The sequence below is a fragment of the Xanthomonas populi genome (assembly GCF_002940065.1).
In the GTDB taxonomy this organism is placed as follows: Bacteria; Pseudomonadota; Gammaproteobacteria; order Xanthomonadales; family Xanthomonadaceae; genus Xanthomonas; species Xanthomonas populi.
Window position 1 is genome coordinate 1 of sequence record NZ_MDEJ01000016.1, and the last position, 12224, is coordinate 12224.

The following is a 12224-nucleotide window of genomic DNA, read 5'->3' on the forward strand; positions in this document are numbered from 1 at the left end:
TGCGCGCACTTGTTTCTACACGATCCGGGTGCAACCAGCTGATCTATCTCGGGAAAACGTGGGGAAACCTCAGATCCTGGATGTCTCCGGGCGGCCGTACAAGGTGGTCAAGTACGCCACCGATGTGACCGATCAGGTGCGCTCGGCCGAGTGCATGCGTGAGTTGATGCGGCAGACCACGAGCATCGCGCAGAACGTGCAGCGCGAGGCGCACCATATTTCGGTCAGCAATCAAGAGCTGGTGAGTCGCGCATCCTTGCAGTCCACCGCAGTGGCGCAGACCGCAACCACCATCGATCAGCTGGCGGAGACCGTGCGCATCAATTCCGAGAACGCGGGGTCGGCGCAGCGCATGGCCGAAGAGTCGGCCAATGTTGCGCGACGCGGTGCAGAGGTCATCGCCGAGGTGGTCAAGACCACTGCCAACATTCGTTCGGCGACCGATCGCATCGGCCAGATCATCGAGGTGATCGACGGCATCGCCTTCCAGACGAATATCCTGGCGCTCAACGCGGCAGTGGAAGCGGCGCGCGCAGGCCAACAGGGCCGTGGATTTGCAGTGGTGGCGACCGAGGTGCGTAGCCTGGCGCAGCGCTGCAGCGTGTCGGCCAAGGAGATTCGCTTTTCAAGCCAAATAAACAACGGCACTCCCCCGGCAGGAAAACGCCGTTTTTTTAAGCGAACCGCACTGCGTCAGAAGCACGCCTTGCTTGTTCCAGCCAGCTGCGAGCATGCGGCGCGCCGATTCACTGCAGCGCGCCGCACTACCAGCCGCGGCCGCTTACTGCGGCAGATCGAACACCAGTACTTCCGCGTCGCGTGCACCGGCCAGCACGAGTTTCGGTTCAGCGGTGATCTGCAGCGCGTCGCCAGCCGACAGCGCGTGTCCGTTGACGCTCAGGCTGCCACGCACCACTTGCACGTAACCAATGCGGCCCTCAGCCAGCGGGTGTTGCAGACGCACATCGCCGTCGAGGATCGAGGCATACAGGCGTGCGTCCTGGTGCAGGCGCAGCGAGCCGGCGTCGCCAGCGGGCGAGGCGATCAGACGCAGCTGATTGCGCTTGCTGTCGGCGTCGAAATGCTTTTCGTCGTAGCTGGGTTCGATGCCGCTGCGCTCGGGCATCACCCAGATCTGCAGGAAGTGCACCGGTTCGCTGGCCGAGTGATTGAACTCGCTATGGCTGACGCCGCTGCCGGCGCTCATGCGCTGCACATCGCCATAGTGCAGCACCGAGCCAGTGCCCATGCTGTCCTTGTGCTCCAGCGCGCCTTCCAGCACGTAGGAAATGATCTCCATGTCGCGGTGGGCGTGGGTGCCGAAGCCTCCGCCCGGCTGCACCTTGTCTTCGTTGATCACTCGCAGCGGGCCGACGCCCATGTGGCGCGGATCGTGGTAATTGGCAAAGGAGAAGGTATGGCGCGAGGACAGCCAGCCATGCTCGGCGCGGCCACGCGTTTCACTCTTGCGGACATTCAGCATGGGGCTTCTCCTTGAGATTCGAAATGGCGCCAGGTCGGTGAATCGATGTCCCGGCGGCTTCGTGGGTAGTCTCCGCTTCCACATCAGGGAGAAAAAGCGAGTAGATTTGGTCGCTATCATCGAAAAAATCGAACAATGAAAATCAGCCTGGAAGCGCTGCACATCCTGGACGCGATCGATCGACGTGGCTCGTTTGCGGCGGCGGCCAAGGCGTTGTTCAAGGTGCCGTCGACGATTTCCTACACGGTCTCCAAGCTGGAAGAGGATCTGGGTGTGCAGCTGTTCGAGCGGGTCGGCCCGAAGGCGACGCCGACCCAGACCGGGCGCGAACTGCTGCGCGAGGGGCGGCATCTGTTGCGTGCCGCGCAGGAGCTGGAGGTGCGGGTGCGGCGAGTGGCGTCGGGTTGGGAATCGGACTTTGCGATCGGGCTGGATGCGATCCTGCCGGTCGCGCTGCTGCAGGCGCAGGTCCTGGACTTCTACACCGTGGCCGACAGCACGCGCTTGCGCGTTTTGAGCGAATCGCTGTCCGGCAGTTGGGAGGCGCTGCTGGATCGGCGCGTGGATCTGATCGTCGCGGCGGGCGAGGGGCCAAGCGGTGGTGGCTACGTCGCCGAGCAGATCGGCACGCTGCGCTTTGTGTTCGCTGTTGCCTGCACGCATCCGCTGGCGGGCGCCGGCATGCTGGGCGCGACCGAGCTGGCAGAACACCGGGCGATTGCCGTAGCGGATTCGGCGCGACGGCTGCTGCCGCGTACCGTGGGGCTGTTGTCCGGGCGCGATGTGCTCACCGTGCCGGACATGCAGGCCAAGTTGCAGTTGCAGCTGGCCGGCGCAGGTTACGGGTTTCTGCCCGAAGCTTACGCGCGCGGCGCGCTGCAGGATGGCCGGCTGTGCGAGGTGCAGGTGGAAACCCACAAGCCCGACGAGACGTTCTACCTAGCATGGCGGCCGGGCGAGGAGGGCGAGGCATTGGGCTGGTGGCGGCGCACCTTGCGCAGCGAGGGCCTGTTCGATGGCTGGTTGCAGGCGCTTGCCGAGACCTATTGTTCCGCCGCTGCCGGGCAGTCGTGCGCGTGAGGAAGGGCGGATAATGCGCGTTCGCCGCCGTGCAGGGGCGTCGCATGCAAGGCTTGATCGAACAGTACGGGGGTGGCCCTGGTCTTCGCCAACGTGCTGGCGTTGTCGCTGGTGCTGCCGGTGCCGGCATTGCCGACGCTGGTGCTGGTCGGTGCCGGCTACGCGCTGCGCGGCGGTAGCGATGCATGGCTGGCCGGGTTGGCGGGGTTAGGGGTGTCGGTGCTGGCGAGCCTGCTCGGCGATCTGGGCTGGTATCTGGCTGGCCGTCGCTTCGGCAATCGCACCTTGCAGTCACTGTCCCGGCTGTCGCTGTCGCGCGATACCTGCATGAAAAAGACCGAGCGGTTCTGCTCGCGCTGGGGTGTGCGGGTGTCGGCGGTGGCCAAGTGCGTGCCCGGGTTGTCAATGGTGTCGGTGCCGATGGCCGGCGCAATGCGGGTGCGCCCGGCGGCGTTTCTGCGCTACGACGCATTTGGTGCATCGTTGTGGGCGTTCGTCGGCCTGAGCCTGGGCGCGGTGTTTGCGCATCAGGTGCAGAACGTGCTCGCATTCCTGTCCGACCTCGGGTCGGGTGCTGTCGTCGTCCTGGCTGCCTTGCTGGCGTGCTACGTCGGTTGGCGTTGGCGGCGGCATACCCTGCTGCGTTGGCTGGAACATGCGCGCATCGCGGTGGAAGAACTGGCGCCGTTGCTCGATGGCGATGACAGTCTGCGGCCCAGCGTGCTGGATATCCGTGCGCCGGGTAGCCCATACCATTCCTGGTGCGGTCTTCGCCGACGAGCGCCTGCTCGCGCAGATTCTGGCCACCGTGCCGCGCGATCGTAGCGTGGTGATTTATTGCGCGTGCCCGGACGAGGTATCGGCTGCGTGGTTGGCCGGCCGGGTGCGCGAGCGCGGTTATCGCGATGTGCGTCCATTGCTGGGCGGGCTGGACGCCTGGCGCGATGCCGGGGATCGGGTGACCGCAGTGGTGCCGGTGGCGGTGGTCGGCGACGCCAATCCAGGCGGCGCACTTGCTTGATCGCCAGCGCCCCACGCATCGGATAACCGATTGCCGCTTTCCGTGGTGCGTGCCCGTGGCGTAAGTACGTGTTGCGATGTGCCGATGCGAGAATGCGCCGCCTCAAACGGCAGGCAAAAAAAAGACCAGCAGGCTGGTCGTTTTCTTCAAGATTGGTGCGCCCGGAGAGATTCGAACTCCCGACCGCCTGGTTCGTAGCCAGGTACTCTATCCAACTGAGCTACGGGCGCATGATCTTGTTTTTGACTTGCAGATCCGACGCAGTGCGATCGGACCTTTGTAACTAAAAAGACAGCGGTTGAAGGCTGTCTCTTGCTTGTTCTGAAGATGGTGCGCCCGGAGAGATTCGAACTCCCGACCGCCTGGTTCGTAGCCAGGTACTCTATCCAACTGAGCTACGGGCGCGTCGTCAGGAGCGGGATTATGCGGATGCCCAGCGCACTCGTCAATCCCTTTATGACGTTCGCCTGGCCGGCGCCTCACCCACCAGGGAGCGCCGCAATGTGGCAGCCACGGCAGCAGGCGCTTTCATCCATGCGAAGTGATCGCTGCGCGCGCCCAACTGCGCATCCTCCAGTTGCCGGCTCTCGGCGTGCGCCTGCGGCATCTTTTCCAGCAACGCGCGCAGCGCGCCGACCGGGCCGAAGTGATCGTGGGAAAAGCTCACCGCGCTGATCGGAATCGTCAGCTGGCCGAGCGCGTGTTCCAGATCCCACGTGGTTGCGGCCGCGCGATACCGATTGCTGCGGCCGACCCGCGCCCAGTCGGCGATCAGGCTGCGCGCTTCAGTGCCGCCGAAGCCGAGCGCTCGCCCGTGCAAGACGCCTTGCACGCGTGCGAGCCATGGCAGCAATCGATAGGCGAACGGCAAGCCATAGCGTATCGGCACCGGGAAATTGCGCCAGTACGGCGAGCCGCTGGCGACCAGCCATAGCTGCGCGACCTGCGACGGCTGCAGTGCGGCGTGACAGCAGGCCAGTTGGCCACCAAGGCTGTGTCCGCCCAGCACGCGCGGCAGCTGCGGATCATGCATCTCGAGCAGGGCCTGGCTGGCCGGAATGTCGTCGGCAAGCAACGCACGATAGCCCCAGTCGTGCTGCCGTGAGGGGCGCAGCGTGCTGCTGCCGTTACCGCGCCATTCGTGCAAATACACCGCAATGCCGGCAGACGCGAGTGCGTGTGCGAACGGCTGGTAGTGCCGCGCCGCCACGCCGAGCGCCGGCAGCCACAGCAGTGTGGCGATCGGCTTCGCCGGTGCGCAGCGGATCACCTGCCAGCGATGTCCATCCGCTGCGCTGGCGGCGAGCGTGCTGCTGTGCACGCTCATACGCTGGGCGCAGCGCCGAAATGGTCGAGCACCAGGACGTCGCCATGGCCGGGCGACTGGCCGAGCCGGATGGCGCGCACAACATAGTCGATGGCCGCTTCGCAGGCGTTGAGCAACGACAGGCCCTGGCACAACTGCGCGGCAATCGCCGCCGACAGGCTGCAGCCGGTGCCGTGCGCGTCCACCTGCAGGCGCGGATGCATGAACACGTCCTGGGTGACGCCGTCATTGAAGCGGTCGATCACGCGTGCGCCTTCGAGCAGATGTCCGCCTTTGAGCAGCACTGCATTTGCGCCGAGGTCGAGCAGGGCGGCGGTGGCGTGCTCGGCGGCCTCGGCATCGTCGATGCGGCGGCCGGTCAGCAGCTCGGCTTCGGGCATGTTGGGCGTAATCAGCGTGGCCAGCGGCAGCAAGCGCGCGCGTAGCGCGTCCAGTGCGGCGGCTTGCAGCAAGCGCGCGCCGCTGGTGGAGACCATCACCGGATCGAGCACCACGAACGGTGGACGATGTTTTTCGAGCAGATCGGCCACGCAATGGATGACCTCTGCATTGGCGAGCATGCCGAGCTTGACCGCCTGGATCTCGAAGTCGACGAAGCAGGCGTCGATCTGCGCCTGCAAAAACCCGATCGGCGGAATGTGCACGGCGGTCACCGCGCGGGTGTTCTGTGCGGTGAGCGCAGCGATTGCCGACAAGCCGTGCACGCGATGCGCGGCGAAGGTCTTGAGATCGGCCTGGATGCCGGCACCACCGCCGGAATCGGAACCGGCGATGGTCAAGGCGGACAGCGTGCTTGGCGTGGTCATGCGTGGATTCTGCACTGCTGCCTGGTGGATGTGCGGATCATCGCGTACGCCAGCGACGCCATTGCAGGTATGCAACGTAGCTGGCACCGGTCAATCCGGTGAGGCAGGCTGGCAGGTAGAGCGCGTCGTATCGCCAGCGCTGGAACAGCCAGGTGCCGAGGATGCTGCCGCCGAGAAGGCAGCTGATGATGATCAGCCCGCTCAGCGTGAGTCGGCGCACTAGCAGCGGGCGCCCGCGCAGCAGCTGCCCCAGGCCGATGCCCAGGTGGGTGAACATGCCGCTCAGCTGCGTGGTGCGGACCGCTGCGCCACCGAGGGTGGTGGCCATGGCGCTCTGCAGGCCGCAGGCGCCTGCGGCGACCAGTACGCCGCCGACATGATGCAGCTTGAACAGCGCAATCGCAGCCAGCAACAGCAGCGCTTCGATCAGCAACGCCGCGCCGTAGCGCTGTCCAAGCCGCAAGACATCGTCCTGGATGATCAGGCCGTTGAGCATGGCGCCTGCGCAGAGGGCGATCAAAATGCCCCAGAGAAAGCCGATCTCCGGCCAGGTGCCTTGCACGAGGGCAACGCCGAGCAGGCTGGTCGTGCCGGTGAGGTGGCTGACCACCTGATGTTCGGAGCCCAGGTAGCCGACCACGTTGACCATGCCAGCCACGCCCGACAATGCCACCGCGCCAATCCAGACCCAACGCGGCAGCAGGATTCCCATCTCGGGTCAGGGGGGGCCGTTAATGGCGATCTGCGAAAATGCGCCGGTTTGCGGGTCGTATAGCGCGCCCCAAAAGGTACTGCCGCCGTCGCACACACGGATCGCTTCCAGGGCCGGTTTCACTGGCGGATCGTTCGGTAGCTTGAACGCGTTGATGTAGATCAGCTGCTGGCCCTGGATCACCACGCCCACGTATTGGCGATCGAAATCGCGTGGCTCGGCGATGCTGGGGGTCAGGGCATCCTGTCTGGATTCAAGCAGTTCAATCTGTTGCAGGCTAGGCGCCCAGTAGTCGCTGATCTGGCCCGGATGACGCGCCGGGCTGTCGCGCGAGCAGGTGTCCAATATCTGCTCGGCAACGCTCTGGCGGGTGATGATCCACGACTGCCCATTCTTGAGGTTGGTCGGCACGCTGGCGGGCGGCGGCGTGGTTGCGCAGCCGGCCAGCACGAGCAGTGCGACCGCCGCAGCGCCGCGCAGCCTATGCATCACAACACCTCCGAAGCGAAGTCGGCCAGGCGCGAACGCTCGCCGCGACGCAGCGTGATATGCGCGCTGTGCGGCCAAGCCTTGAAGCGGTCCACTGCGTAGGTCAGGCCCGAGGTCGTCTCGGTGAGGTAGGGCGTGTCGATTTGTTCAACGTTGCCAAGACACACGATCTTGGTGCCGGGGCCGGCGCGGGTGATCAGCGTCTTCATCTGCTTGGGGGTGAGATTTTGCGCCTCGTCCAGGATCAGGTAGCGCGACAGGAAGGTGCGCCCGCGCATGAAGTTCATCGAGCGGATCTTGATGCGGCTGGCGAGCAGATCGTTAGTTGCCGCTCGTCCCCAGGCGCCGCCTTCCTGATTGTGCGTAAGCACTTCCAGGTTGTCGGTCAGTGCACCCATCCACGGGGTCATCTTTTCTTCTTCTGTACCGGGCAAAAAGCCGATGTCTTCGCCGACGCTCACGGTGGCGCGGGTCATAATGATTTCGCGGTAACGCTGCTGATCCATCGTCTGCGCCAGGCCGGCGGCCAGCGCGAGCAGGGTCTTGCCGGTGCCGGCGGTGCCGAGCAGGGTGACGAAATCGATCTCCGGGTCCATCAAGGCATTGAGTGCGAAATTCTGCTCGCGATTACGCGCCACGATGCCCCATACCGCGTGCGGGCTGGTACGGAAATCGTCGACCAGGCACAGCGTGGCCTTGCCGCCGCCGATCCTGGCCACGCGCAGTTCGACATCGTCTTCGCCTGGCAGATACAGGTACTGGTTGTGATGCCAGTCTTCGTCGTCTGCCAGCACGATCTCGTAGTGGGTGCGGCCGCGCTCGTTCCAGCTGCGCAGGTCTTCGTTGTGCTTCTGCCAGAAGTCTTCCGGTAGCTCGATGGCGCCTGTAAACAGCAGGCTGAAATCGTCCAGCGCGCGGTCGTTCTGGTAGTCCTCCGCATTCAGGCCGCTGATGTAGGCCTTGATGCGCAGGTTGATGTCCTTGGACACCAGAATGACCGGCACATCCGGGGTTTCTTCGCACAGCGCCAGCACCGATGCCAGGATCTTGTTGTCCGGAATCATCTCGCCGAAGGTGCGGCCCGGATCGATCGGGTTGGTCTGGAAATACAGCCTGCCGATCGCGGCCTGGCCCTTGAGCTGGATGCCCTGTGGGTGGCTGAGCAGGATGCCGGTCTTGATCTGCTCGGCGTTGGTGTTTTCCAGCAGTTCGTCCAGGAAGCGGCTGACCTGGCGCGCGTTACGGCTGACCTCGGAAGTGCCCTTCTTGGCGTTGTCGAGCTCCTCGATCACCTGCATCGGCAGGAACACATCGTGTTCCTCGAACTTGAACAGCGCGGTGGGATCGTGCATCAGCACGTTGGTGTCCAGCACGTAGATGCGCTTGCCTCGGGTCATTGGGTCTTCCAAGTGATGGAGCAGGGGCGAGCCATCACGCCTGCAGGGCAGGGTGATGGAGGACGCGGGAAACGAGGGGGTTTCACTGCTTGGCGTGCGCCTTCAACGCGGCCAGCACGGCGTCGGCATGGCCGGCAACCTTGACCTTGCGCCAGGCCTGCACGACATGCCCCTCGGGCGACATCAAGAAAGTGCTGCGCTCGATGCCGAGCACCTGCTTGCCATACATGTTTTTTTCCTTGATCACATCGAAAGCGCGGCACAAGGCTTCGTCGCTATCGCTGATCAGCGGGAAGGTGAATCCCTGCTTGGCGCAGAAATTGTCGTGCGACTTCACCGAGTCGCGCGACACGCCAAACACCACCGCCCCAGCCTGTGTGAACTGCGTCAGCAGCGCGTTGAAATCCAGGCCTTCGGTGGTGCAGCCGGGTGTACTGTCCTTCGGATAGAAGTACAGCACCACCCACTTGCCGGCGTAGCCGCGCAAGCTGGTCTGGGTGCCGCCGGACAACGCCAGCGGCAGGTCGAAGGTTGCATCGGGTAGTTCGAATACAGCGTCTGTCATAGTTGCTCAGCCCAAAGTGGAGGGGCGTGCGGCTCGGTCATGCCGGGCCGACGTCCATCCCATCATAAGCAGCCACATGGAAACGTTTGGCAAGCGCATCGAATTCCGCATTGCGCTGATTCAGCGACTCGATGGTGTGCTGTTCCAGCTTGTCCACATGCAGGAAATACGACTCTTCATCGTCGCCATCGTCTTCGTCGCGCTCGCCGAGGAAGATGTCGATGACGCGGTAGCCGTCCTGGGTCAGTTGTTCTGAGAGCTTTTGCAACGGTTGCTGCGCCGGGTCGGCAAAGAAATATTCCCAGCGCAACGGGGCGTCGAGATTCCAGTCGGTCTCGGAGCGGATGTGATCGAACATCTGTCTCAGCGCGGAGAGTGCGATGGCCATCGGTACGTCTGCCTTAAAACTTCATCGGGTCCATGATCGCGTCGAGATTGAGGTGATCGCAGAATTCCAGAAAATCATCGCGCAACGCGGCGATGTGCATGTTGGCCGGCACGCCGATCGTCACTTGCGCAGAAAACATCTCCGCGCCGGTCTGCATGGCGCGATAGCGCGTGCTCTGCAGGTTTTCGATGGTGATGCCCTGGCGGTCGAAGAAATCTGCCAGCTGGAACAGGATGCCAGGCTTGTCGGCGGCGATGACTTCGACGATGTAGGGCAACAGGTTGGATTGGGTCTGCTTGGGGCCGGTGCGATACCAGACCAGCTTGAGGCCTTCTTCGCGTTCGAGCCGGGTCAGCATCGCTTCGAGCTTGGCGACCGAATCCCAGGAGCCGGTGGCCAGTGCGGTGACCGACACATCGCGCCCCACTGTGGCCAGGCGGGCGTCCACAAGATTGCAGCCGCTGTCGACAATGCGGCGGGTGACGGGCAGCAGGGGGGACTCCGGATGCGTCGTGTAGGCGTTGATCAGGAGGTGATTTTCGGTCGGCGAGGGCCGAGGTGTGGTGTCGGTCAAAGGGGGTTCCGGCATTGCATCAGGCTGAATGGCCGCCCGGGCAGGCGCCCTGGCGACGACCAGCATACTTGCCCGTGGTTTCGCGCCGCAAGTAACATGCAGGCGACCAGAACCCGCGTGTGCGCGGGCCTTTTCCTGTCACGTAAGAGCAGCTGAATCTTGTCCCTTTCCGGCATCATCACCGCGCTGGCGACCCCTTTCGGTCCGGATGGCGCACTCGACCTGGATGCCTGGCGGCGGCTGCTGGAGCAGCAGCTGCATGGCGGCGCGCAGGGAATTGTGGTTGCCGGCTCCACCGGCGAAGCCGCTGCATTGAGCGACGAGGAGTACGACACGCTGTTGCGTGCCGCCGTTGCGCAAGTCGCCGGCCGCGTGCCGGTGTTGGCCGGTACCGGGTTGTCGGGCACTGCCAAGACCATTGCGCAGACGCGCCGCGCTGCTGCGCTGGGTGCGCAGTACGCGCTGGTGGTCACGCCACCCTACGTGCGTCCGACCCAGGCCGGCTTGCAAGCGCACTTTTTGGCGGTTGCCGACAACAGCGGGCTGCCGGTGGTGCTGTACAACGTGCCGGTCCGCACCGGTTGCGATCTGTTGCCGGCGACGGTTGCCGCGCTGGTTGCGCATCCGCATATCGTCGGCATCAAGGAGGCACGTAGCGAACCCGAGCGCGTCGCCGCGCTGGTTGCCCTGCGCAGCGACGCGTTTGTGATCCTCAGTGGCGACGATGGCAGTGCCGCGCATGCGATGCTGTCTGGCGCCGATGGGCTGATTTCGGTGGCGTCCAACGCGTTGCCGTCGGCATACCGGCGGTTGTGCTATCTGGCCCGCGACGGCCAGCGCGACGCCGCCCTCGCCTGGGACGCGCGCCTGAGCGAGTACCACAGCTTCTGCGGGATCGAATCCAATCCCATCCCGGTCAAGGCGCTATTGCAGCGTGCCGGGATCGGGCACGGCTTACGTTTGCCGTTACTGCCACTTTCTGCGGCGCACCAGCCTGCCGCCGACCGCCTTGCCGCCGACGCGGTTGCGTTGGAAGCGCTTTCCAGCCGCGAAATGCTCGCGGCCTGACCCAGGAGATCTATCGATGCGTCTTTCCGTTTCCCCCGTCCGCGTGCTCTCGCTCGCGTTGCTGGCGACCGCCACCGTCGCCGCCACGAGTGGTTGCAGCTGGTTCAACAAGGGCGCCCGCGGTGACTACGCGCTGACCCCGGAGGCCCGTCCGCTGGAAGTGCCGCCGGATCTGAACCTGCCCGACACCTCCGGTGCAATGAAGGTGCCCACGCTGGCATCGACCAACCAGCACGCCACCTCGGCGCCGTCGGCAAGCGCTAACAGCGGCTTTAGCGTGCCGGGTGAGCGTGACGAAGTATTTGCCAAGGTGGGCGCGGCACTGGCCGATATTCCGGGCCTGACCATCGCCAGTAAGGCGCAGATGCTCGGTTCCTACGACGTAACCTACGAAGGCGCCAGCTTCCTGGTGCGCGTGGTCAAGACCGACGCGGGCAGCTATGTGTCGGCAGTGGATCCGCGCGGCATGCCGGCAACGTTGGCAGCCCCGGTGTCGCTGATTGCTGCGTTGAAGGGCAAGTTGGGCGGCTGAGGTTGTTTCAGCGTGCTGGAGAGCAAAACGGGCGCCTTGGGCGCCCGTTTTGCGTGTTGGTACGGTGTCGTCGTCGCAGTGCTGCGCTTTCGCAAAGCGTTGGGCCGGATAGCGCAACGCTGTTTTAGCGTTGCAGCAGCGGTAACTTGTTCGGCTTGCCGTCCCAGTCGGCGGCATCCGGCAACGGCTCCTGGCGTACGGTCAGCACTGGCCAGGCTTTGGCTAGCTCGGCATTAAGAGCGACGAAGCCCTCCTGACCTGCTGGTACGTCGTCTTCCGGATAGATGGCGTTGGCCGGGCACTCGGGCTCGCACAGGGTGCAGTCGATGCACTCGTCCGGGTCGATGACCAGAAAGTTCGGGCCTACATGGAAACAATCCACCGGACAGACCTCGACGCAGTCGGTGTATTTGCACTTGATGCAGTTTTCGGTAACAACGAAAGGCATGGCGGAGTCCAGCGTTAAGCCGGCCAATTCTAAAGCAGTCGGGTGATGGGTGTGGGGGGGTTGAGGGATTTGTGTCGTGGTTGGCCGTCTTCCTGCCGCTCTCAGGTAAGCCTTGCCTACACGCAAACCTTGCGAGTTGAGATGGCTGTCTTCCGCCGTACCCTCACCCCAACTCACGCTCCGCGCCCCTGCCCGCGCTTGCGGCGCGGGCGCTCCAAGCCACGCGCGCCAGCGGCGCGCAAGCCGTGCCTTCTCGCCCCGTAGGGAGAGGCGCTTTACTTCCCTGCTCCCGTCGGGAGAAGGCGTCGCGCAGGGGGCGGATGAGGGGACGGCT

At 64.4% G+C, this 12224-nt stretch carries 13 protein-coding genes, 2 tRNA genes and 2 pseudogenes; 5 read left to right on the forward strand and 12 right to left on the reverse strand.

What is annotated here, in order from left to right:
• Nucleotides 1–73: 73 nt before the first annotated feature.
• Nucleotides 74–661: pseudogene (locus XpopCFBP1817_RS22555) on the forward strand (methyl-accepting chemotaxis protein); the annotation flags it as partial.
• A 120-nt stretch (nucleotides 662–781) separates the two neighbouring features.
• Here the strand turns inward: XpopCFBP1817_RS22555 and XpopCFBP1817_RS04135 are convergent.
• Nucleotides 782–1483 (reverse strand): pirin family protein, encoded by a 702-nt coding sequence (locus XpopCFBP1817_RS04135; RefSeq protein WP_128416117.1) that lies wholly within the window; start codon nucleotides 1481–1483, stop codon nucleotides 782–784.
• A 135-nt stretch (nucleotides 1484–1618) separates the two neighbouring features.
• Between XpopCFBP1817_RS04135 and XpopCFBP1817_RS04140 the strand changes: the two genes are divergently transcribed.
• Nucleotides 1619–2563, forward strand: a complete 945-nt coding sequence (locus XpopCFBP1817_RS04140; protein WP_128416118.1) for a LysR family transcriptional regulator — start codon at nucleotides 1619–1621, stop codon at nucleotides 2561–2563.
• Nucleotides 2564–2607: 44 nt separating this feature from the next.
• Nucleotides 2608–3584 (forward strand): annotated as a pseudogene (locus XpopCFBP1817_RS04145) (DedA family protein/thiosulfate sulfurtransferase GlpE).
• 153 nt (nucleotides 3585–3737) lie between these two features.
• Here XpopCFBP1817_RS04145 and XpopCFBP1817_RS04150 read toward each other — a convergent pair.
• From XpopCFBP1817_RS04150 to XpopCFBP1817_RS04195, 10 genes are all read right to left on the reverse strand, one after another.
• Nucleotides 3738–3814: transfer RNA gene (locus XpopCFBP1817_RS04150), tRNA-Arg, on the reverse strand.
• Nucleotides 3815–3912: 98 nt separating this feature from the next.
• Nucleotides 3913–3989: transfer RNA gene (locus XpopCFBP1817_RS04155), tRNA-Arg, on the reverse strand.
• Nucleotides 3990–4038: 49 nt separating this feature from the next.
• Nucleotides 4039–4911, reverse strand: coding sequence for an alpha/beta hydrolase family protein (locus tag XpopCFBP1817_RS04160; RefSeq protein WP_128416119.1), 873 nt, complete (start codon nucleotides 4909–4911; stop codon nucleotides 4039–4041).
• The gene (thiD, locus tag XpopCFBP1817_RS04165; RefSeq protein ID WP_128416120.1) at nucleotides 4908–5717 is read right to left on the reverse strand and encodes a bifunctional hydroxymethylpyrimidine kinase/phosphomethylpyrimidine kinase; all 810 of its coding nucleotides are present in this window, start codon (nucleotides 5715–5717) and stop codon (nucleotides 4908–4910) included. The genes XpopCFBP1817_RS04160 and thiD overlap by 4 nt, the downstream gene beginning before the upstream one ends.
• A gap of 37 nt (nucleotides 5718–5754) precedes the next feature.
• Complete coding sequence (locus tag XpopCFBP1817_RS04170; protein ID WP_128416121.1) at nucleotides 5755–6429, reverse strand: YoaK family protein; 675 nt, start codon at nucleotides 6427–6429, stop codon at nucleotides 5755–5757.
• Between the two features lie 6 nt (nucleotides 6430–6435).
• A complete protein-coding gene (locus XpopCFBP1817_RS04175; RefSeq protein ID WP_128416122.1) occupies nucleotides 6436–6918 on the reverse strand; it encodes a hypothetical protein in 483 nt (160 codons plus the stop codon).
• A complete protein-coding gene (locus XpopCFBP1817_RS04180; protein WP_128416123.1) occupies nucleotides 6918–8315 on the reverse strand; it encodes a PhoH family protein in 1398 nt (465 codons plus the stop codon). Before XpopCFBP1817_RS04180 ends, XpopCFBP1817_RS04175 begins: the two co-directional genes overlap by 1 nt.
• 82 nt (nucleotides 8316–8397) lie before the next feature.
• Nucleotides 8398–8880 (reverse strand): peroxiredoxin, encoded by a 483-nt coding sequence (locus tag XpopCFBP1817_RS04185; RefSeq protein WP_128416124.1) that lies wholly within the window; start codon nucleotides 8878–8880, stop codon nucleotides 8398–8400.
• Between the two features lie 37 nt (nucleotides 8881–8917).
• The gene (locus XpopCFBP1817_RS04190; protein ID WP_128416125.1) at nucleotides 8918–9268 is read right to left on the reverse strand and encodes a ribonuclease E inhibitor RraB; all 351 of its coding nucleotides are present in this window, start codon (nucleotides 9266–9268) and stop codon (nucleotides 8918–8920) included.
• A 13-nt stretch (nucleotides 9269–9281) separates the two neighbouring features.
• Entirely contained in the window at nucleotides 9282–9908 is a 627-nt protein-coding gene (locus XpopCFBP1817_RS04195) for a glycine cleavage system transcriptional repressor (RefSeq protein WP_128416126.1), read from the reverse strand.
• Between the two features lie 93 nt (nucleotides 9909–10001).
• Here XpopCFBP1817_RS04195 and dapA point away from each other — a divergent pair, with 93 nt between their 5' ends.
• Nucleotides 10002–10910 carry a 4-hydroxy-tetrahydrodipicolinate synthase gene (gene dapA / locus XpopCFBP1817_RS04200; RefSeq protein WP_128416127.1) on the forward strand — a complete coding sequence of 303 codons (909 nt, stop codon included), beginning with the start codon at nucleotides 10002–10004 and terminating at the stop codon, nucleotides 10908–10910.
• A 16-nt stretch (nucleotides 10911–10926) separates the two neighbouring features.
• Nucleotides 10927–11442 (forward strand): hypothetical protein, encoded by a 516-nt coding sequence (locus tag XpopCFBP1817_RS04205; RefSeq protein ID WP_128416128.1) that lies wholly within the window; start codon nucleotides 10927–10929, stop codon nucleotides 11440–11442.
• 124 nt (nucleotides 11443–11566) lie between these two features.
• Here the strand turns inward: XpopCFBP1817_RS04205 and fdxA are convergent, their stop codons facing one another.
• Nucleotides 11567–11890, reverse strand: a complete 324-nt coding sequence (gene fdxA / locus XpopCFBP1817_RS04210) for a ferredoxin FdxA (protein ID WP_005994928.1) — start codon at nucleotides 11888–11890, stop codon at nucleotides 11567–11569.
• Nucleotides 11891–12224: the final 334 nt, after the last annotated feature.

What these genes read in the sequence shown, in the direction of transcription:
- XpopCFBP1817_RS04135 (WP_128416117.1), bottom strand. Translation starts at nt 1,483, where the DNA reads ATGCTGAATGTCCGCAAGAGTGAAACGCGTGGCCGCGCCGAGCATGGC.
- XpopCFBP1817_RS04140 (WP_128416118.1), top strand. Translation starts at nt 1,619, where the DNA reads ATGAAAATCAGCCTGGAAGCGCTGCACATCCTGGACGCGATCGATCGA.
- XpopCFBP1817_RS04160 (WP_128416119.1), bottom strand. Translation starts at nt 4,911, where the DNA reads ATGAGCGTGCACAGCAGCACGCTCGCCGCCAGCGCAGCGGATGGACAT.
- thiD (WP_128416120.1), bottom strand. Translation starts at nt 5,717, where the DNA reads ATGACCACGCCAAGCACGCTGTCCGCCTTGACCATCGCCGGTTCCGAT.
- XpopCFBP1817_RS04170 (WP_128416121.1), bottom strand. Translation starts at nt 6,429, where the DNA reads ATGGGAATCCTGCTGCCGCGTTGGGTCTGGATTGGCGCGGTGGCATTG.
- XpopCFBP1817_RS04175 (WP_128416122.1), bottom strand. Translation starts at nt 6,918, where the DNA reads ATGCATAGGCTGCGCGGCGCTGCGGCGGTCGCACTGCTCGTGCTGGCC.
- XpopCFBP1817_RS04180 (WP_128416123.1), bottom strand. Translation starts at nt 8,315, where the DNA reads ATGACCCGAGGCAAGCGCATCTACGTGCTGGACACCAACGTGCTGATG.
- XpopCFBP1817_RS04185 (WP_128416124.1), bottom strand. Translation starts at nt 8,880, where the DNA reads ATGACAGACGCTGTATTCGAACTACCCGATGCAACCTTCGACCTGCCG.
- XpopCFBP1817_RS04190 (WP_128416125.1), bottom strand. Translation starts at nt 9,268, where the DNA reads ATGGCCATCGCACTCTCCGCGCTGAGACAGATGTTCGATCACATCCGC.
- XpopCFBP1817_RS04195 (WP_128416126.1), bottom strand. Translation starts at nt 9,908, where the DNA reads ATGCTGGTCGTCGCCAGGGCGCCTGCCCGGGCGGCCATTCAGCCTGAT.
- XpopCFBP1817_RS04205 (WP_128416128.1), top strand. Translation starts at nt 10,927, where the DNA reads ATGCGTCTTTCCGTTTCCCCCGTCCGCGTGCTCTCGCTCGCGTTGCTG.
- fdxA (WP_005994928.1), bottom strand. Translation starts at nt 11,890, where the DNA reads ATGCCTTTCGTTGTTACCGAAAACTGCATCAAGTGCAAATACACCGAC.